The following is a 19,692-nucleotide window of genomic DNA, read 5'->3' as shown; positions in this document are numbered from 1 at the left end:
AAAGGATGTCTTACGGCTAGCAGCCTAACAGCGCCCCAATCTGGGCCTTAACCAGGCATATCCGGTGTGAGCCGGGCCACGCGCGCGGCTGTGAGCCGGGCCACGCGGCCCGCCCCCGGCACGGTTGCGAGAGTTTTTCCGCCGACCGTCAGCGATAGCCGCCGGCCGGGTGCACGCGCGATGTGATGCCGAGCTGAATTACCAAGTCGCGGTTCAAGACTGACTGGGTCGCAGAAGGATCGCGCCGAGGGCGGTGCGAGATTCGAGGAGGCGGTGGGCTTCGCTCGCGTGGTCGAGCGGCAAGGTGGCTTCGATGTAGGGGATCAGCGTCCCGGTCGCGGCCGAGTCGAAGGCGGCGGCGCGCGACTGCGCTACGCGGCCGAGCCAGTGCGGTCCGGCACAGCCGGTCAGGGTGAGACCGCGCGGGATCAGGTCCGCGGCGGAGACCTGGGCGGGAGCGCCCGAGAGGAATCCGTAGCTGAGGATGCGTCCGCTCAGGGGTGTTACGCAGTCGAGTAGATCGGCGGCCGAGGATCCGCCGATCGAGTCGAAGACGACGTCCACGTGTGCGTCACCGAGGATTTCACGGACCCGGGCGAGCCAGGACGGGTCGGTATGGTCGACCACTTCGTCGGCGCCCAGCTTGCGGGCGTGGGCGTTTTTGGCCGGGCCACCCGCGGTCGCGATGACGCGGGCGGCGCCGGCGGCTGCGGCCAGCTGGGTCAGCGCGGCGCCCACGCCCGTCGCGGCGGCTTCGATCAATACCGTCTCCGCCCCGGTCAGACGAGCGGCGTCGAGCAAGGCCAGCGCCACCGAGCCGCTCATCATGACGGCGGCCGCGTCGCTCGCGGACAAACCTGCCGGAATCGGGGTCACGGAAGCCGCTGAGGCACAGACGAATTCGGCGTACGCGCCGAAACCCATGGTGGACACGGCGACTCGCCGCCCGATCAGCTCGGTGTCCGCCCCCGCTCCAACTTCCACCACAGTGCCCACCGCCTGGAAGCCGAATACGAACGGCGGTTCCGCGGCCAGTGGGAATTCGCCGGAGCGCAGCTTGGTCTCGGGGAACAGCACCGGGATCGCTTCGGCGCGAATCACCACCTCACCGGCACCTGGATGCGGGGTGGACACCTGACGAGCGACCAGCACCTCGGGCCCGCCGACGCCCGTCATTACGATTGCCTGCATTCGATAACTCCATAAGTTGACTGACAGTCCAATTAACTCGACGTTATGGACCGTCGGTCAACTTGTCAATGCTCTTGTGGTTCGGAGCCTCTGCAGGAAGCGGGTGAGATGTCCGACGGGCACCCCAGGGAACGGGCCGACGCCGCACGCAATCGGCGCGCCATCCTCGACGCGACCAAGGCGCTACTGGCCGAGCACGGTGCCGAGGGCATCACGATGGACCGGGTCGCGGCCGCGGCCGGAGTCGGAAAAGGCACCATCTTCCATCGATTCGGCAGCCGGGCGGGGCTTCTGCACGAGTTGGTCAGCGCCCCCGCCCGCGAGTTGGTCACCGCGGTCACCAGCGGCCCCCCGCCGCTCGGTCCGGGCGCTCCCGCCGGGGAACGGCTGCTCGCCTACTTCGACGCGATGACCCGCCTGATCATCGACAACGTCGAACTCGTCGTCGCCTACCAGGCCGTGCCACCGCACCCCGAGCGCGCGGAATTCCACAGCTTCTGGGCGGCCCACATCACCGCGCTGCTCCGCGAAGCCCGCCCCGATCTCGACGCCGAGACCGTCGGAGCGCTGCTGCTCGCCCCGCTCGGCGGCGAGCTGGTCCAGCACATGGTCCGCGCCGGTGCGGCCGATCGGCTGTTGACCGCCGTCCGCGAACTCGTCGAATCCGTCCTGCGCACACCCTGACTCGCCCGCAAAATCGGTGGACCGGACCGCCGCCCGGCGGGCACCATGGGCTACTCCATCCCCGCACCGTTTCCCGGCCATCGCCGTCCCGGGACGGTCGCGGGCTGCTCGAAGACGATTCGAGAGGGAGATCGATGGCTACTCGGGAGACGGCCGTCCGGCGGGTACTTCGTTATTACGGAAGAGAATTGCGCCGGCGACCGAGGTTCACGGTACCGGCGCTGCTCGCGCCGGCGGTGGGAAATGTTTGCCAGTTGTATCTCGTGCCGCTGCTGGTGGCGGCGATGGTGGGGCGGATCGCCGCCGAGGGGAAGGCGGAGCCCGGGGCGGTGCTGCCCTATGTGCTGGGCGTCGCGGGATTGCTGCTGTGTTCGGAGTTGTTCTGGCGGTTCGGGATTCATTGCCTGAACCGAACCGCCGCGTACGGGATCGAGAATCTGTACGTCACGGCGATGGACGAGTTGCTCGCTCAAGATGCCGCGTTCTTCCACGATAATTTCGCCGGGTCGCTGACCAAACGGGCGCTGGGTTTCGCGTCGCGCTTCGAGATCTTCGTCGACACGCTGGTGTTCGAAGTGTGCGCACTGGTCGTGCCGATCGGTTTCGCGGCGGTGGTGCTGTGGCGTTACGACCCGCTACTGGTGGCAGTCATGGTCGGGTTGATCGTGCTCACCGGGCTGATGATCGCGCCCTTGGTGCGGCGGCGGCAGCGGATGGTCGACGCGCGCGAAGGCGCTATCGCCCAGGTGGCGGGCCATGTGGCCGACAGTGTGTCGAATATGCATTCCGTGCGCGCCTTCGCCGCCGAGCGGCACGAAGCGGCCGAGCATCGCCGGCGGGTGACGGAGATGCGGCGCAGAGCGCTGATCTCCTGGGATTACGGAAACCTGCGGATCGATCTGGTGGTGACGCCGCTGTTCGTGCTCACGAATGTGCTCGGGTTGCTGCTGGCCTTGCGGCTGCTGGGCCGGGGAGCCGGGGTCGGGGTGATCGTCGTGGTGTTCACCTACTACTGGAACGCGACCGGAATCATGTTCCGGTTCAATCAGATCTATCGCCGGCTGGAAAGCGCGATCACCGAAGCCGCCCAGTTCACCGAGCTGCTGCTGACCCCGCCCGCGATCAAGGAGGCGGAGCAGCCGGAACCCTTGCGGCCGAAGGACTTCGGGGTGCGCTTCGACAAGGTCGATTTCACCTATCCGGGCGCGAAGCCGCTGTTCACCGGCTTGGACCTGGATGTCCCGGCGGGCACCCGGATGGGCCTCGTCGGCCGCTCGGGTGGCGGCAAGACCACCATCACCCAACTGCTACTGCGCATGACCGACATCCAGGGTGGCGCGATTCGCATCGGCGGACAAGACATCTCGCGGCTGAAGCAGGCGGATCTGCGCGGCATGCTGGCCTATGTGCCGCAGGACCCGGCGATGTTCCACCGCACGCTGCGCGAGAACATCCGCTTCGCCCGGCCCGGGGCGACCGACGAGGAAGTGCAGCGCGCGGCGAAGGCCGCTCACGTCACCGAATTCGCCGACGCCCTGCCGGAGGGGCTGGAAACGCTGGTCGGCGAGCGCGGGGTGAAACTGTCCGGCGGCCAGCGCCAACGCGTCGCACTGGCCCGCGCCATCCTGCGCGACGCGCCGATCCTGCTGCTCGACGAAGCCACCAGCGCCTTGGATTCCGAAGGCGAACTACTGGTGCAGCAGGCCCTGTGGGAACTCATGGCGGGCCGCACGGCGCTGGTGGTCGCGCACCGGCTGAGCACCGTGGCCAGCATGGATCAGCTGGTCGTGCTCGACCGCGGCACCGTGCTCGAACAGGGCACGCACGCGGAACTGCTTCGCGCCCAAGGGGTTTACGCGAAGCTGTGGCAGCACCAGTCCGGCGGATTCCTGGGCGAGGAGCTCACCGCCGGGTGAGCGCGAAAACCGGGAAGGTGCGGTCGGTCTTGGTGCGGTAATCGGCGTACCCGGCGTACATGGCGTCCAGCCGCGGCCACAGCGGCGCGCTTTCGGCGGCGGACAGCTCGACGGCCCGGACCGGGATCGTTTCCTTGCCGATCTCGATCTCGGCCTCGGGCTTCGCGCGCAAATTGTGCACCCACGCCGGATCGGCCTGCGCGCCCGCGTGCGAACCGACGACGAGGTAGCGGTCGCCGTCCCGCAGATACAGCAGTGGGGAGGTGCGGGCTTTGCCGGTCTTGCGGCCGACCGTGGTGAGCAGCAGCACGGGTGCGCCCTGAATCTTGCCGAGCACCTTGCCGCCACTGATCCGGTACAGGAACGCGTTCAGACCTACGAACAGCCGCTCGCCGATGTTCTTGATTGCCATGCTGCGAGCCTAGGCCCGAAGCGCGGCCGACGCGCTTCAGTCGCGGGCGAGAATCGCTTCGAATCGTTCGTCGGCGCGATCCAGCTGGTCGAGGATGTGCTGTTTGACGTGCTCGGCGAGCGGAGTGTCGGGCCGCATGACCAGCTCGCGGTACACATCGGTGAGCGGACGGTATTTACTGGCCAGCTTCCGCATGTGCGGGCCGGTGGAGTAGAGAATGCCGACGCCGTTGTCGGTGAAATCGGAGAACTTGACCACGCGGGCCCAGGGCGCGCGATCGAGGTTGGCGGCGACATGCTCGCGGTACTGCTCGTGCCGGTCCACCCGGGGGTCGGGTTCCGGATTCGTCACGGCGGCAACGATATCGGCGACCCGGACGCCGAATCGCCGGGCGAGTTCGGTGAGCGCCGCGTCGGTGGGCGCACCGGTCGAATCGCCCGCCAGTTCGCGTGGATGATCCTCTACGGAATCGTGCAGCAAACCCGCCACCACGACGTCGGGATCCCGGACCTCATAGTGGCTGATGATCCGAATCGTCACGCGCAGCAGGTGATTGAGATAGGGCTCGCGGCCGTAACGATCGGCACCGTGCAATGCGGAGGCCAGTTCGAGCGCCTCGCCGAGTCGCTCGGAATCCGGCAGTTCGGCGATCTCCAGTAGTAATCGTTCACGCAGCCCGGACTCGCCGTATACCTCGCTGATCGTGTGCAGCGGCATTACGGCCAAGACCCCCGCCCCAGGATTGCTCATCTGCTCAATCTATCCGGGACGCCACGGTTGGCGCGCGGTGAATTCCTCCGCTTCCTAGATGTTCCGGCGCACTGGCGGCGGCGGTAATTCCGTTGCCCGGCGAGATCGTCCGTGGTGTCCTTTATTTCACGCGAGGCAGAAACTGGAGGTACTACGTGGCCGCGCAGAACAAACGGCCGCGCCCAGCTTCGGCCACCGACGACATCGTGAAATTGCATCGCCGCACCATGGTGCTGGACGGGCGCGTCTACACCGTGCTCACCCTGCGCCCCGGGAGCGATTTCCGCTTCGCCACCAACAGATTTCACCAAACCTGGCATGTGCTCTCGGATTGGCGAGGCGCACGGGTGCTGGCCCGGCTGCTGTGGGGGCTGTCGTACCAGCGGCGGCCCGGCACCCTGGTGGTGATCGATCCGGCGCACCTGGACCCGAACCCGTTCGACGCGGCGCCGTCGGACCCGATCGTGCTGGTCCCCTCGGAGCTGACGGTGCTCACCCAGGCCGCGGCCACCGCCTTGCGCAGACGACTCCCACTGCGGGACAAATCGCAGGGCACGGTGCGGTTCCAAACCTTCGGCCTGCGGCCCCGGGTGGCCAAAGTGCACGCTTGGCGCTCCCGGCCCGAAGCTCGCAATGCCTACCACTGGCCGCTGCCGACCGGTTATACCCGAATCGAGCGCGTCGGCGGGATGCTCGCCATCTTCGGCTCGCCCAGCCGAATGCGGGACTGGGCAAGCGATCTCGCGACCCTGGGCGACCACGTCCACTACGACATGGACTACCTGTACCTGGACGAACGGGCAGACGGCGAGGTCCAGATCTTTCGCCAGTACCGGCGCGAAGTGAACATCGCCCGGCAGGCCCGAGCGGAGGTCCTCAGTAGTAGTTCCGGCGGGGGCGCGGCGCTCGGGCAGGAGCCCGAGATCTGGTCGCACGGCGCGACCGTCCGCCGCCGGCGTTATCCGACGGCGGACGAAAAGCGCACCGCGGCAGACTGATCAGACGCTGGCGAGCGCCGACAGCCGTTCGAATTGTTCGTCCGAGAGCCGCACCTCGCCCGCCGCGAGGTTCTCGGCCAGGTGTGCCAGTGAGGTCGTGCCCGGAATCGGCAGGATGGTCGGCGACCTGCGGAGCAACCACGCCAGAGCGGTCTGCGCCGGCGTCGCGCCGATCTCCTTCGCGACCGCGGCCACCGGGCTGTCCGAGCCCGCGTGGCCACCGCCGGCCACCGGGAAGAACGGGATGAACGCGATGTCGTGCTCGGCCGCGTAGTCGACGACCGCCTCGTGACCGCGCTCGGCCAGGTTGTACATGTTCTGCACGCTGGCGATCGGCGTGATCGCCTCGGCCTCGCGCAACTGCTGCACCGTCACCTCGGACAGGCCGATGTGGCGGACCTTGCCCTCCTCGCGCAACTGACGCAGCGCGCCGATCTGGTCGGCCAGCGGCACGGACGGATCGATGCGATGCAGTTGCAGCAGGTCGATCCGATCGAGTTTCAACCGGCGCAAACTCAATTCAGCTTGCTGCCGCAGATACGCCGGATTGCCGACCGGCACCCATTCGGCCGGCGCGGGCCGGGCCAAGCCGACCTTGGTGGCGATCACCACGCCATCCCGGTACGGGTGCAGCGCCTCGGCGACCAGTTCCTCGTTCTCGCCGAGCGCGTACGCATCGGCGGTGTCGATCAGGTTCACCCCGGACTCGACGGCGGTCCGCAGCACGGCCCGGGCCGCCTCGCGATCCACCGGCGCCCGCCAGATATGCGCCGGGCCCGGCTCGGCGCCGGGTTCCGGCGCGGCCGCCAAACGCATTGCGCCGTAACCGATCCGGCTGACCTTCAGCTCGCCACCGAGCAAAAATGACGTACCCATCTGCACCACTCCCAACGATTCGCTGACGAGGAGTGGGAACTGCGGGCCGGGGGGTGGTATTCCCGTCCGGTCAGTCCGCCTTCGGTACGAGGGTGTTCTGCCGTGCGGCGGTCCACCACTTGCCGTTTTCCTTGACCAGCACGTACAGCGCGATCATCGCCGGATCTTCGTCGATCAGTTCCCCTTCGGCGGTGGTGGCGCGGGCCAGTTTGTGCGCGATGGCGATATCGGGGCGCAGGAAGGTGATGTCGGCGATGTCGTAGCGCACGTACTCGTTCTTCAGGAAACCCGCCAGGCCGGCGCGATTGGCTTCGAGGAGGGTTTCTCGTCCGGTCATCAGCATGCCCATGGCGTTGACCACGGCCGCGTTGGCGGTGAAGGGGCTGGTCAGCAGTTCCGCGTCGTTGGTGTTGTACGCGGTCTCGGTATCTCGGATGATCTGCTCGATCGCCGCGATGTCCGCGGTGTGGTCGACAGTGGTGTCGTTGACAGTAGGGGCGACGAAAGTCTTTGCGCTCATGCTGGACAGCTTGATACCTGAACCAAAGTTCAGGTCAACTCGGCGGCTCGGTCATCTACCGGACCCCGCGGGGACGGAATTGAATGCTGATGCGCGGCCCAGCCGGTTTGCGGGTCTTGGGCACCGCGTGTTCCCAGGTGCGCTGGCATGATCCGCCCATCACCAGCAGATCACCGTGGCCGACCTGGTAGCGGATCGCCTCGCCACCGCCCCGCGGGCGCAGCAGCAGCGCTCGCGGCGCGCCGACCGACACGATCGCGACCATGGTGTCGTGCGCCGCGCCGCGACCGAGGTTGTCTCCGTGCCAGGCGACGCTGTCCCGGCCGTCGCGGTAGTAACACATCCCGGCGGTGCGGAACGGCTCGCGCAACTCGGCCCGGTAGTGCTCGCTCAACGCGGTCCGCGCCTCGTCCAGCACCGGATCCGGCAGCTCCTCCCCCTCGCCGTAGAACCGCAGCAGCCGTGGCACGTCCACCACCCGGTCGTACATCGGCCGCCGTTCCGCCTGCCACGGCACCGCCTCGACCAGCCGGTCGAACAGCACATCGGCACCGCTCAACCACCCCGGCAGCAGATCGACCCAGGCGCCACGCGTCAGCTCGGTGCGCCGGATCCGGTCGAGCCCGCCCAACTCGACCACACCGAACCCGTCCAGCAGCGATCCCTGCAACAGTGGAGACGACATGGCCCAGAATGTACGCCAAATCGAACATACGTGCTAGCAGGTTCCGGTCATGGCCTTTCAGCCGCGGGTTCAGGACCTGGGATAGCGGCGGGCGAATACCGGGGCATGCTCGGGGCGGATGCCACGCGCCAGGAGATACGGGGGCACGCTGCGGAGTATCGGGATGCGGCGGATGATCCGGACCGGGACCGGGACCTTGTCGGCACCCGCGATATCGATTCGGCCGGCCAGCGCGGGCGCGATGGCGCGGGCATGCAGGAATCGCTGTAGCCCCTGGGTCACCGCGGTGGGCAACGTGCGGCGGCGCTGGACCTTGGCCAGATCCGCGGTGGTCACCCGGCCTTCAGCGAGCGGCTCGGCGAGGATGCGGGCGGTCGCCACCGCGTCCTGAACGGCGAGATTGATGCCCACGCCGCCGACCGGGGACATTGCGTGCGCGGCATCACCGATGCAGAGCAGGCCTCCGGTGTACCACTTGTCCAGGCGGTCGAGTTTGACGTCGAGCAGCTTCACCTCGTCCCACTCGCGCAGCGCGTCGACGCGGTCGCGTAGCCACGGGACGGCCTCGGCCATGCTCTGGACGATCGCCTCGACCGGCCCGCCGCGGGCGGTTTCATCGCTGCCCTTGGCGATGAGTGTGGCGACCTGCCAGTAGTCGCCGCGGTCGAGCAGGACCGCCGCCCGGTTGGCGCTGATCACCGGCACGGCGCCGGCGGGATCGATGTCGTTGCGCGGCAGGCGAAACCACCACACGTCCATCGGGGTGGGCCAGCTGCGTGACGGTAGTCCGGAGGCGGCCCGCAGCACGGAGTTGCGCCCGTCGGCGGCCACGGTGAGGTCGGCCCGGATCTCCCCTGTCCGCCCGTCCGCGGTGCGGTAGCGCACGCCCGCCACTCGGCCGTCGTCCCAAATGGGCTCGGTCGCTTCGGTATTCATGCGCAGATGGAAACTCGACTCCTGCTCGGCGGCACGGGCGAGCAGATCGAGCAGATCCCACTGCGGGACCATCGCGATGTATTTGTGCTTCCCGGGAAGATGATCGAGGGTGGCGAGCGCCTGCATCGACCCGGCGACGGGCAGCTGGATCGCGCGGATCTTGCGGGCGGGCAGTTTCGCGAACTCCGCGCCGAGGCCGAGTTCGTCCAGCAGGTCGAGCGTGGTGGGATGCACGGTGTCGCCGCGGAAGTCGCGCAGGAAGTCCTTGTGTTTCTCCAGCACGGTGACATCGACGCCACCCCGGGCCAGCAGCAGGCCGAGCACCATCCCGGCCGGGCCGCCGCCCACCACCAGGCACGTCGTACGTTCCATCGAGCTACCTCCCTCGGTACGCACGCGCCCCCGGGGACATCCGGAAGCGGATGTGCAAGCCGTTCAGCAGTTATCGATGGTAGTGCGGCGCCCGGCGCGGCAGGCCGTTATCGCCCGCGCCGAATCACTTGCGCAGCACGAAAAAATAGGGATCGGACATTCCACGCAGGTCCATGACGCCCAGCAGGGTGTCCGGGTCCACACGCCGGAAGTGGTCGATGATCGGCAGGTGGTCGTACACCATCGCCGCGCTCAGCACGCCCCGGTATTCGATGCCGCGCAATCGCGCCGCCGGCTTACCGGTGCGAATCGCGAACCCGGTGTAGCGCAGCGTCTTTCGCGCCGCCCGGATGGCGGGCAGCGGAACCTGTCCGGCGAGACCCAGCGGCACCCGGCGCGGGTCGACGGGGAACACCGCGCCGGCGCCGTCGGTGAACAGCAGTGGATGGACCGTGTCCGCGTCGTCGAACTGCTTTCCGTACCAGCCGGATTCGACTAGCACACCGGCCCAGGGATGCCCGGTGTCGAGCTCCGCACCGCGCCAGCGGCCGGTGGTGATCTCGGAGACAGCGACGGCGGGCAACCGGTCGAACAGTGCCCAGGCTTGTTCGGGCGTGCACCCGGACGCCGGCAGGGTCGGCAGTTCAGTGCCGTGTTCCATTCCGAATCTCCTTCGCGCAACGTTGCGAGAGAAAGTCTATCGTTCTCTCAGAACGCCTCGTCCGGCGGGAGCTGGCGCACCTCCGACAGGAACTGATCGAGCTCGCCGATATCGAACCGGGACATGCCGATGACATGCCAGAACTGGCCCGCCGGGCTGCCGTCGAGCTTGTACCGGCCATCGGGTGCGACAGCCGCCCAGCTCTCCGGCAGCCCGAGCAGGATCGCCCGGATGACGGGCACGTCCGCCGGTCGCTCCCCCATCGTCCACAGGATGACATTGCCGTCGTCGGCGCCACTGGCCAGGACGCGGCCCGACGGATCGAAGGCCAGCGACCAGATCTGGCGCTTGTGACCCTCGAGCGTGTGCAGGTGCCGCCCGGTCGCCATGTCCCACAACCGGATCACCAGATCGTCGCCGCCGGTCGCCAGGACGCCGGTCTTCGCGTCGATCGCGGCCGCCCACAATCGCGCTGTGTGCCTGGTGATCTCGTGCAGGCAGTCCCCGCTGCCGACATCCCAGATCCGCACCGTGGTGTCCCAGGAGACACTGGCGAGCCGGTCGCCGTGGAACGCGACCGCGTACACCCGGTCCTCGTGCCCGCGCAGCGCGCGAATGAGACTGCCGGACTTGACATCCCACAAACGCACGACCTTGTCATCGCAGCCGGTGGCCATCAGCGTGCCCCCGGCGTTGAACGCGATGGACCGCACCCGGCCCCGGTGTTCGACGCAATGCTGATGCACCGCACCGGTAGTGCGGACCCACAGGGTGACGGTGTCGTCGTCGTTGGCGATGGCGACGTACTCGCCGGTGGGGTCGTAGGCCGTGGCCCAGATCGGCGGCGATTCACCGGTGATGTGCCGCTCGTAGGAATCGGTGGCCAGGTTGTACAGGCTCAAGCGACCGTCGTTGCGGGCGATGGCGATCTGGTTGGGGTCCACCGAGCTGAATCTGGCCGCCTCGTAGGAGAACAACCTGTCCTCGCTGCCGAGCAGTCGCCGGATGAGGCGGCCGGTCACGGGATCCCAGAACCGGACCACGCCGTCGTTTCCGCAGGCGGCGAGCAAGGAGCCGTCGGAGTTGAAGCGCACGGTGGTGACCTGGCGGCCGTGCCCGGCCAGCACGTGGCGGCAGATCCCGGTGCCGGTATCCCAGAGCCGGGTGGTGAATTGGTCGTCGGTCACGGCGAGCTGACGGCCGTCGGCGCGGAAAACGAACGGCCAGATGGACCCGGTATGCGCGGTGAGCCGACGCCCCAACTGCCCGGACACACTGTCGTGCAAGCAGATTCGGCCCGCGCTGTCCCCGGATGCGAGTTGCTCACCGGCGGGGTCGAAGGCCAGCCAGTAGATGGCCGCGCCCGCATGTTCGGCCGATGTATGCCGAGTCTCGCCGGTCTCGATGTCCCAAAGCCGCAGTCCCCCTTCGGTATCCCCACTCGCCAGGATCGGCAGCCCGGGATGGAAGGCGAGGGTGTAGACCCGGCCGGTGTGCCCCGTCAGCTCCCGTACCCGCAGGCAGGTATCGGGATCCCAGAGCGACACCGTGCCGTCGGCCGCGCCCGTCGCCAGCAGAGCCCCGCTCGGGCTGAAGACGATTCGATACACCGGCACCGGAGCCGCGGCGAATTTGCCTTCCTCGGTACCGGTTTCGATGTCCCACAACCGCACCACACCGTCGCGGTAGGCGGCGGCGAGGGTGCCGTTGTGGAAGTCCATGCTGTAGATGAGCTCGCGGCCGCCGTCGGCGGGGCGGCATTCGTGCAACAGGTCGCCGCTGGGGAGCGACCACATGCGCAGCACACCCGCCGCGTCCCCGGTCGCGAGCACCGAGCCACGCTTGCTCAGGACCACCGGCCACGGCCAGTTGTCGTGGCCGGGCAGAATGCGGCGCAGGTCGCCGGTAGCGGCGTCCCACACGCCGACGGTGCCGTCTCCGGAACCGGTGACCAGCACCTCGTCGGTGTAAGCAACGGCGAAGGTGCGCGCCCGGTGGGTCTGCAACGTCCGCAACGGCCGCCCGGTGTCGGTGTCGTAGATCAGCACGCCGCCGTTCTCGCTGCCGATGGCCAGCGTGCTGCCGTCCGGGCTGTAGGCGACCGGTTGCGGGAGCCGGCCGTGCCGGGCGTGGAAACCGTGCCGCACGCCGATCGCGGCGGGCGCGAACTCGGTATGCACCGGCGTCCCGGGCACCGTCGCCGCGCCCCGCAGGTCCGAATCCAGCGGCGTGCCGAGCACTTCCAGCAGCGCGGCGCGATGCCATCGGGCGCCGCCTGCACGCACGCCCGTCAGGTCGGTGCGCGCCAGCCGCGCGCGGGTCAGGTCGGCGCCGCTGAGGTCCGCGTCGGTCAGCACCGCGTCGTCCAGGCGGGCCCCGACCAGCCGCGCGCCGCGCAACACCGCACCCGCCAGATTCGCGCCGACCAGCCGCGCGCCACTCAGATCCGCGTCACTGAGGTCGACGCCCCGCAGCTCACGGTAGGACAGATCCGCACCCGCCAGCATCGCGCCGCGCAGATCCGCCGTGGGCGCGGTGGCCAGCCGGGTGCTCACCCGCAACGCGTTGCGGCGGGCATGCTCACCGGCCTCGGGATCCGCGAGCACCGCCTCGGCCCAGGCGCCGACGGCGCGGTGATCGGCGAGATCGCACAGGAAGTCGACGACCAGCTGCGACAGCGGCCGCGCGGCCAACTGCGGTGGTGCCGCCGTGCCGCCCGCGAATTGCCCGGCGATATGGTTGGCGACCAGCCATTCGGTCACCGACGAATGGATGAAACCGAACAGGTTCTCCTCGGTGCGCACCAGCAGACTACCGGCGCCGATGGCGTGCGCCTGCTGTTCCGGGGTCAGCCGGTTCGACCCGGTGATCTCCACCAGATCCTTTGCCACATCAGTCAATTCGGCCATCCGCAGATACTGTTCGCCGGATTCCCAGCAGCGCAGCGCGAAAGCCGTGACCGCGAGCCATAATTCGCTGACGGTGAGGCCGGGCAGCGAGCCCGCGACCGACCCGGTGCGGCGGGCCTCGAATTCCAGCCAGGTACCCAATATCTCGCGATACAGGCCCGCCGGGCCGACCGCGCCCTTGGTGTCGGCCGCCGCGCGCAGCCGGGAATCCTCGAGGTCGGCGATAAAGCTGAGCATGCGCGGGTTGCGTGCCAGGCCGAGCAGATCCTGGATGCCGGTGATCCGCCGCATCCGGTCGTCGGCGCGCGCCAGATCACCGCCGTACCGGTTCACCAGGAAAGCACGGATCTGTTCGTGCGCGAAGGGTTCGATGCTGAGGATGTGCCGGTCCTGCAGCATGCCCACACGCTCGCCGAGCGCCGAGAGCACCTGGGAGCGGGAGGCGAAATGCTGGGTGCGGCTGGCCACGATGATCTTCGCTTTACCGGTAGCGGCCTGTAGCAGGGTTTCCAGGTGCTGGGCGGCGAACTCGTAACTGATCCGGGTGGCGAGTTCGTCGAAACCGTCGAACAGCAACACCACCCGACCCTCGTTGAGCATGTAGTGCAGCGCGTCCAGATCGATCCGGCCCTCGCCGTGGTTGGCCAGGTGCGCGGCGACCAGTCCGTCCACCGTGTGCGACTTGTCCAGGCCACGCAACTCGATCAGGATCGGGATCAGGGCGGGCCGGGTCTCGGTGATGCGCCGGGCCAGCTCCCGCAGCGCGAAGGTCTTGCCGCGCCCGAAATCTCCGAGCAGCAAGACGAATCGCCCGTGATCGGCCGAGACTACGCGCAGCAGTTCTCCGACCAGGTCCTCGTGCGCCTGTTCGTCCCCGTGCTCGAGCATCCGGAACTTCTGCGGCACATACAGATCGGGCGGGTACCGGCGATCGGTTCGCAGCCGCACCAACTGCCCGGCCAGATAGTGATCCAGGTCCAGCAGACCCTGGAAATCGGTGAAGCTGCGCAACCACACCCCGTGGCTGGCGGCCTCCTCGCGCAGCGAAAGCGGCGGCGGCGCACCGCGATAGACGAGATCGGAACCGTATTCCGGGTCCTGGGCGAGGAATTCCTCCACCACCTGCCGGGTCATGTCGCCGACGTGCACGCCCACCCGCCGCACGCCGACTACGTCACCTTCCTTGTGCACGATCAGCAAGTGCGGCGGATCCGCTTGTACCTGGCGGATTTTCGCACCCGGGAAGCGGGTCTCACACACCTCGGCGACGCGCTCCAGCAGTCTGCTGTGCGGGTCGACGATCTCCGGATCGCGGGCCTCCGGCTCCTCGGTTTCCAGCTCTTCGGCTTCGGGCAATGCCAGCTGTTTTTCCGGCGGCAGCGCGGCGGCGGCGTGTACCCAGGTCTGAGTCAGCTTCGCCCACGGCTCCCCCGGCTTGGCATCGGTACTGCTGTAGCGGGCCAGCCCGTCCGGGGTGATATGCACGATCTCGTCCCGGCCGGGCGCGGCGGCGGGCAGCACCGGAAGCACACCGCCGAGCCGATCCAGGTGCCGCCCGCCCGGTCCGGGACCGTGCAGCAGCAGATTCAGCCGCCCGCCCAGCAATCGCGTCAGCGCGTCGGCATCGCGCAGCACCGTCGGATCCTCCGGCGCGGCAGCGGGCCCCGGCAACGGGTCGTGCCGCAGCACACCGAGCCGAAGCCAGCCGAGCCGCTCGAACTCGCGCAACTGCTGGGCGAACCACGCCGCCTGTGCGGTGCCGATCTCGCCGTAGTCGTCGCCGGGGCGGTGGGTCATCGCCAGTGTCGAATTCAGCCCGGCCACCACTACCCGCAGCTCCGGGATGGGGAACAGCGTCCAGGGCTGGCCGATGTCGAAGACCAGATGGTCCAGCCCCTGATAGAGCTCGCCGAACAAACGCGAGAACTGCTTCAGTTTCGGGAAATACGGCGGCTGCGGCCGGCGTTCGTTCGCCTCCTGCTCGAGGAAATACGCCTGGCAGGCGGCCTTGGAGACATCGTGGTTACCGGGCACCACGATCAATCGGCTCGGTTCCAGCCCGAGCAGCACCCGCAGCCCCGTCAGGAACCGCAGTGCCTCGTCGACCTGGCTCGGGCGAGCGGATTCGGTCAGATCGCCGGTGACCACGATCAGGTCCGGTTTCGGCACACCCTGATCCACCAGATGGGTGACGTTCGCCCAGATGTGGGCTTGCAGATCACCCGCGGTCGCGGGGTCGTCGCGGCCGAGCAGACCCCGCCCGAAGCGCGGGCCCGCGACATGCAGCACCGACACGCCTTCGTGCCGGTCCGCGGTGGCGGTGGGAGCGCCCGGGAACTCCGGCGCGGCGACCGGAGTGCGCCGATGCCAGGGTCTTTCGACGCTGTCGGATTCGTGCTCGGCCTGCTGATCGGGCACCGCGTCGAGCGGGAAGCCGGGCGCCAGTACCGGCTTGGCCCGGCCCGCGAGCAGATGACCTACCCGCTCCAGCACCGTCCGGCGCGCCACCTCGGCACTGGCGACACCGACCAGGTCCACATAGGTGATGGTGGCCAGCAAGCCCGTCAGTTCACACTCGGCGATCCGGATCGGCAGCAGTTTGCCCGGCTCGGTGCGGTAGGTGGCCTGCCACTCCTGCGTGCCGCCCTTGGAATTCAGATAGTTCTCCGACAACACCGCGACCACGACCGCCGATTCGCGCACGCCACGGTCCATGAAGTCGATGAAATTGGTGCCGGGCACGAAATCCCAGGCTTGGATCAGGGTTCGGTAGCCCGCGGATTCCAGTTGCCAGGCCAGCCAAGTTGCCCACCGTTCGTCTGCCGGGGAGTAACTGATGAAGAAGTCACGAGGCTGGGCGCCGGGCTGCGTCACCCTCCTAGTATGCCCGCCCGCTCGATCATCTTGGGAGACACCGCAATCAGCGGCCGGGGACCGATCGAACTCCTGGTCCGCGAACCGCCAACCGTCGAGTGCGCGCCGATCGCGACGTCGAATGCGATCATGAACAGGTGCCCGAACAGGTCGATTCCGCCGCGTCCGAGACGCCGCCCGCCGAGCGGACGCGGCGATACTGGGGACTGACGATGCTGGACTGGGTCCGGATCGCGCTGCTGGTGGCCGGGCTGCTGTGTGTGCTGACCGGCGCGCTGCCCGAGGACGAGGCCGTCGCCAATATGCGGCGGATCTGGCCGCTGCTGGTGTTCCTCGGTTTCGTGATCATTCTGGCCGAACTCACCAGGCAGGCAAAGGTCTTCGATGTCATCGCGCATCGGCTGGCGATTCTGGGGCGCGGATACTATCCTGCACTGTTCGGTCTGTGCGTGCTGTTCGCGTCGGCCACCACGATCTTGCTCAATCTGGATACCACCGCGGTGCTGCTCACCCCGGTGATGCTGGCGCTGGCCGGACCGGCCCGGATTCCGCCGCTACCGCTGGCGATGCTCACGCTCTGGCTGGCCAATACCGCCAGCCTACTGCTGCCGGTATCGAATCTGACGAATCTGCTCGCCGCCGAGCGGGTAGCACTGCACGCTACGGAGTTCGCGTCGAGAATGTGGGTGCCGCAGCTGATTTCGATCGCCGCGACAATGCTGTGCCTGTGGGTGTTCTATTGGCGGCGTGGGCACCGCGACGCGGACCGCTATGTGCCGCCGGAGCCGGTGCGACCGGAGAACCCCCGGGAGCGGGCGCTGTTCTACACCACGGCGGGCGCGTGCCTGCTGTTCATCCTGGCGATTCCGTTCGTCGGGGAACGGATCGACGTGGCGGCCGTGATCGCCGCGCTCATCGCCCTGACCGCCTTCGCCGTGCTGGACCGCTCGGCCTTGAAGTTCTCGCTGTTCCCCTGGCAGCTGCTGGTTTTCGTGGTCGGCCTGTTCCTGGTGGTGCCGACGCTGAGCCGGCACGGCCTCTCCGATCTGATGCACCTGCTGATCGGCGCCGACCCGGGAGCGGAAGGAACCTATCGAGCCGCGGCGGCCGGGGCGGGGCTGTCCAATGTGGCCAACAATCTGCCCGCCTACACCGCCGGCGAGGCAGTGGTACCCGCCGAGAACCGAAACCAGTTGCTGGCCTTGCTGATCGGCACCAACGTCGGACCCGTCGTCACCCCGTGGGCCTCACTGGCGACCCTGCTGTGCCTGGAGTTCTGCCGCACCCACCACGTGCGCGTCCCGATATGGCGGTTCGTCGGCACCGGGCTGGTGCTGGCGACCCTCGCGACCGCCGGTTCGGTGGCCGCCCTGCTGCTCACGGGCTAGACCAGGCCGGTCACCGCGACCTCGGCCGCCGACTTGACCCACCTGGCGAGCTCGGCCGTCATCTGCGGACGACCGGCGATGAAATCGACCTCGCCGCCGAGCGGATCGATGGTGTCCTCGAACGGGGCGCCGCCGAAATCGGTGATGTCGACCCCGGATTCCCTGGCGATGAGACTGCCGGCGGGTAGATCGACCACGCCCGCGCGGTAGCCGACGAAACCGTCGATATCACCGCGCGCCAACATGATCCAGCACAGCAGGGGCGACCACAGCTGGATCAGACGGCGGGAGTTCGCTTCCAGGGTCAGACGCATGGCACGGGCGACCGGGTCCGCGCGGCCCACTGGATAACCCTGCAACCAGGCCAGCACCGGCGCGGAATCGCCGCGCGCGGTAGGCGGCTGCCACAGTCGGCCGTCCGGGCCGTTCGCGCCCCGGCCGCGCAGCGCGGACCAGGTGTGCCCGGTGAGTGGTTCGTGCACGACCCCCGCCACCGGGGTTCCGTAGTGGCACAGCGCGATCCCGACCGTGCACACCGGCAGGCCGATGGCGATGTTGTTGGTGCCGTCGAGCGGGTCGACCACCCAGCACCACGCGTCGTCCGCCCCGGCCAGCAGGCCCGATTCCTCGGCCAGGATCCGGTGCTCGGGAAACGCCCGGCGCAGATGGCCCAGGATGATGTTCTCGGCGCGCAGGTCCAGGTCGGTGACCAGATCACCGGCGGCGCCCTTCGCGCGGATGGCCAGCGCACCGCCCAGACCGGTGCGGATCGCCGCACCCGCCTCCTCGGCCGCCGCGATCGCGACATCCAGCGCGACACCGGGCGGCGTAGCGAGGTCCGGCGCCAAGTTCAAGACGTTGCTCGGTCCCATTGCTCCTCCAGGTGAGCTGGCTGGGTCAGCTGATCCAACACGGTCTGTGCCACGCGCCGAGTTTCCGCCGCGGTGCACGGGATGCGGTGCACCCAGTGGTCGTCGGTGGCGAGACCGCCCAGTGATCGGTCGGGCTTGCCGTGACGGTACTCGCCCAAGGCGACGGTCGCAGCGGCACCGGCCACCTCTGATACGTGGAATACACCGTGCGGAAGGGTATATGCGTCCCCCGCCCGGAAAAGTTCATGTGAGCGCCGGTGATAGGCGACGACCTGCGAGGTGGCCCGGATCAGATCGCCGTCGGCGCCGCTCTGGATCTCGAACACCCGGTGCGTCGGGCGTTCGGGGGCCTCGATCACTTCGAACACGTCGTTGGCGACCGCGCCGTAGAGCACGATGCTCAGCAGATCCCAGCTGTGCGCGTGAACCGGCGACGTGGTCGGCTGGGCCCGCATCCCCTCGGCCCACACGTGCAGGCAGATCCCCAGATCGCCGCCGCGCCACACCGGGAAGCACAGGAACCCCAGCGGATGCCGCACCAGCGGCACCAGCGCCGTGCCCGCGGCCACCGGCGTCAGATAGTCCCGCACCCAGGTGCCGACTTCACGGGCCGCCGCGGCGGAGGCGATCGAACTGCGTAGTCGGGCATAAAGATTCATCAGAACGGATTCTCCGGAGTCAGCGCACGACGGACGATCTCGGCGACGTCGCGATCCTCGAAAGACACGGGCAGCGGCAGGCCGAGCGCGTCGAAGACGGCCCGGACCTGCTCAACCGAGGGCGGGTCGTCCAACTGGACATCGCGCGCGTTGCCCAGCGGCACCTTCTTGGCCTGGTCGAAACTCGAATCCAGTTCGCGGCTGAAATCCCGGTAGTACGGCTTGTCCCGCTCGAACATCATGGCCGGGGTATTCGGGTTGTCCTGGGTGATGATGATGCAACTCGTCGCGAGGTCCCACCGGAAAGTCGTCATCACCGAGGAGAATCCGACCGCGATATCGAGCGGGCTGTACTGCTGCTTGTACCAGCAGGCCGCGAGCACCGTGGCGAAGGATTCCTGCTGCACCCGCCTGGTCGTCCAGGGATCGCGGGCGCGGATGGCATCCGGCGCCACCGAGGCCCGGAACTCCGCGTAGGTCTTGCAGAGCAGCTCATTGGTCGGATCGAGGATCTCGAGCCGCACCCGCAAGCTGCGCTGCGCCTGCCGTGCATTGCGCACGCACTCCTTCAAGGTGACCGCGCGAATGTAGGTTCCGGTGCCGCCCTTGAAGATCCACTTCTCGGTATCCCGCCGGGCGAGGGTGTGCTGATGCCCGATCTCGGGCCCGTTCAACATCTGCACCGACGACGCGTCCCGCATCGCCTTGGCCGACAGATGCCGGTCCCGCAGCAGTGTCGTCGCGAGCAACGCCAGCACCAGCAGCATCGCCGCGTTGACCTTGTCCGCCTCGAGCAGATCCATCACCGCGAGCACGCCCACGGTCACCGCGAGCACCAACGCGACCAAACCATCGACGTTGTTGCGCAACCACGTCAGAAACCGCGCCATCCACCACCCTCCCCGTGTTTCTCCCCAGGATAGGTGCCGCCGCAACCCCTCCCACCCGGTATCGCCGAACTCACGGGTGGCCACGGCCACACCGAATCC

At 68.3% G+C, this 19,692-nt stretch carries 16 protein-coding genes; 4 read left to right on the top strand and 12 right to left on the bottom strand.

Annotated features, from left to right (window positions below; all coding sequences use genetic code 11):
• Positions 1-213: 213 nt before the first annotated feature.
• Positions 214-1,191 (bottom strand): quinone oxidoreductase family protein, encoded by a 978-nt coding sequence (locus BJ987_RS17955; protein ID WP_245366021.1) that lies wholly within the window; start codon positions 1,189-1,191, stop codon positions 214-216.
• A 108-nt stretch (positions 1,192-1,299) separates the two neighbouring features.
• Between BJ987_RS17955 and BJ987_RS17950 the strand changes: the two genes are divergently transcribed.
• Both BJ987_RS17950 and BJ987_RS17945 read left to right on the top strand, forming a co-directional pair.
• Positions 1,300-1,875: a TetR/AcrR family transcriptional regulator gene (locus BJ987_RS17950; RefSeq protein WP_209891230.1), complete on the top strand. Its 576-nt coding sequence runs from the start codon at positions 1,300-1,302 to the stop codon at positions 1,873-1,875.
• Positions 1,876-2,009: 134 nt separating this feature from the next.
• Positions 2,010-3,791: an ABC transporter ATP-binding protein gene (locus tag BJ987_RS17945; protein ID WP_209891226.1), complete on the top strand. Its 1,782-nt coding sequence runs from the start codon at positions 2,010-2,012 to the stop codon at positions 3,789-3,791.
• Here the strand turns inward: BJ987_RS17945 and BJ987_RS17940 are convergent.
• Positions 3,778-4,203: a nitroreductase family deazaflavin-dependent oxidoreductase gene (locus BJ987_RS17940; protein WP_209891223.1), complete on the bottom strand. Its 426-nt coding sequence runs from the start codon at positions 4,201-4,203 to the stop codon at positions 3,778-3,780. The genes BJ987_RS17945 and BJ987_RS17940 overlap by 14 nt on opposite strands.
• A 36-nt stretch (positions 4,204-4,239) precedes the next feature.
• Positions 4,240-4,953, bottom strand: a complete 714-nt coding sequence (locus BJ987_RS17935) for an HD domain-containing protein (protein ID WP_209891220.1) — start codon at positions 4,951-4,953, stop codon at positions 4,240-4,242.
• Between the two features lie 155 nt (positions 4,954-5,108).
• Here BJ987_RS17935 and BJ987_RS17930 point away from each other — a divergent pair, with 155 nt between their 5' ends.
• On the top strand, positions 5,109-5,951 hold the full coding sequence (locus BJ987_RS17930) for a hypothetical protein (RefSeq protein ID WP_209891217.1): 843 nt from the start codon (positions 5,109-5,111) through the stop codon (positions 5,949-5,951).
• Here the strand turns inward: BJ987_RS17930 and BJ987_RS17925 are convergent, their stop codons facing one another.
• The 6 genes from BJ987_RS17925 to BJ987_RS17900 form a co-directional block, all read right to left on the bottom strand.
• Positions 5,952-6,827 carry an aldo/keto reductase gene (locus BJ987_RS17925; protein ID WP_209891213.1) on the bottom strand — a complete coding sequence of 292 codons (876 nt, stop codon included), beginning with the start codon at positions 6,825-6,827 and terminating at the stop codon, positions 5,952-5,954.
• 70 nt (positions 6,828-6,897) lie between these two features.
• Positions 6,898-7,347, bottom strand: coding sequence for an SgcJ/EcaC family oxidoreductase (locus tag BJ987_RS17920; protein ID WP_209891210.1), 450 nt, complete (start codon positions 7,345-7,347; stop codon positions 6,898-6,900).
• Between the two features lie 55 nt (positions 7,348-7,402).
• The gene (locus BJ987_RS17915; protein ID WP_209891207.1) at positions 7,403-8,032 is read right to left on the bottom strand and encodes an alpha-ketoglutarate-dependent dioxygenase AlkB; all 630 of its coding nucleotides are present in this window, start codon (positions 8,030-8,032) and stop codon (positions 7,403-7,405) included.
• A 69-nt stretch (positions 8,033-8,101) separates the two neighbouring features.
• Positions 8,102-9,340, bottom strand: coding sequence for an FAD-dependent oxidoreductase (locus BJ987_RS17910; protein ID WP_209891204.1), 1,239 nt, complete (start codon positions 9,338-9,340; stop codon positions 8,102-8,104).
• A gap of 124 nt (positions 9,341-9,464) precedes the next feature.
• Positions 9,465-10,001 (bottom strand): DUF4334 domain-containing protein, encoded by a 537-nt coding sequence (locus BJ987_RS17905; protein WP_209891201.1) that lies wholly within the window; start codon positions 9,999-10,001, stop codon positions 9,465-9,467.
• A gap of 47 nt (positions 10,002-10,048) precedes the next feature.
• Complete coding sequence (locus BJ987_RS17900; protein WP_209891198.1) at positions 10,049-15,784, bottom strand: WD40 domain-containing protein; 5,736 nt, start codon at positions 15,782-15,784, stop codon at positions 10,049-10,051.
• Between the two features lie 137 nt (positions 15,785-15,921).
• On the opposite strand from BJ987_RS17900, the gene BJ987_RS17895 reads away from it, so the two are divergent.
• Positions 15,922-17,172: an ArsB/NhaD family transporter gene (locus BJ987_RS17895; RefSeq protein ID WP_307869660.1), complete on the top strand. Its 1,251-nt coding sequence runs from the start codon at positions 15,922-15,924 to the stop codon at positions 17,170-17,172.
• Here BJ987_RS17895 and BJ987_RS17890 read toward each other — a convergent pair.
• The 3 genes from BJ987_RS17890 to BJ987_RS17880 are packed head-to-tail and all read right to left on the bottom strand — an operon-like array spanning position 17,169 to position 19,593.
• The gene (locus BJ987_RS17890) at positions 17,169-18,044 is read right to left on the bottom strand and encodes an inositol monophosphatase family protein (protein WP_209891195.1); all 876 of its coding nucleotides are present in this window, start codon (positions 18,042-18,044) and stop codon (positions 17,169-17,171) included. The genes BJ987_RS17895 and BJ987_RS17890 overlap by 4 nt on opposite strands.
• Positions 18,023-18,703, bottom strand: a complete 681-nt coding sequence (locus BJ987_RS17885; RefSeq protein ID WP_209891191.1) for a hypothetical protein — start codon at positions 18,701-18,703, stop codon at positions 18,023-18,025. The genes BJ987_RS17890 and BJ987_RS17885 overlap by 22 nt, the downstream gene beginning before the upstream one ends.
• Positions 18,703-19,593, bottom strand: a complete 891-nt coding sequence (locus BJ987_RS17880; RefSeq protein ID WP_209891187.1) for a hypothetical protein — start codon at positions 19,591-19,593, stop codon at positions 18,703-18,705. Before BJ987_RS17880 ends, BJ987_RS17885 begins: the two co-directional genes overlap by 1 nt.
• Between the last annotated feature and the right edge of the window lie 99 nt (positions 19,594-19,692).

The organism is Nocardia goodfellowii (assembly GCF_017875645.1).
GTDB lineage: Bacteria > Actinomycetota > Actinomycetes > Mycobacteriales > Mycobacteriaceae > Nocardia > Nocardia goodfellowii.
This window is presented reverse-complemented; position numbering and strand designations above follow the sequence as displayed.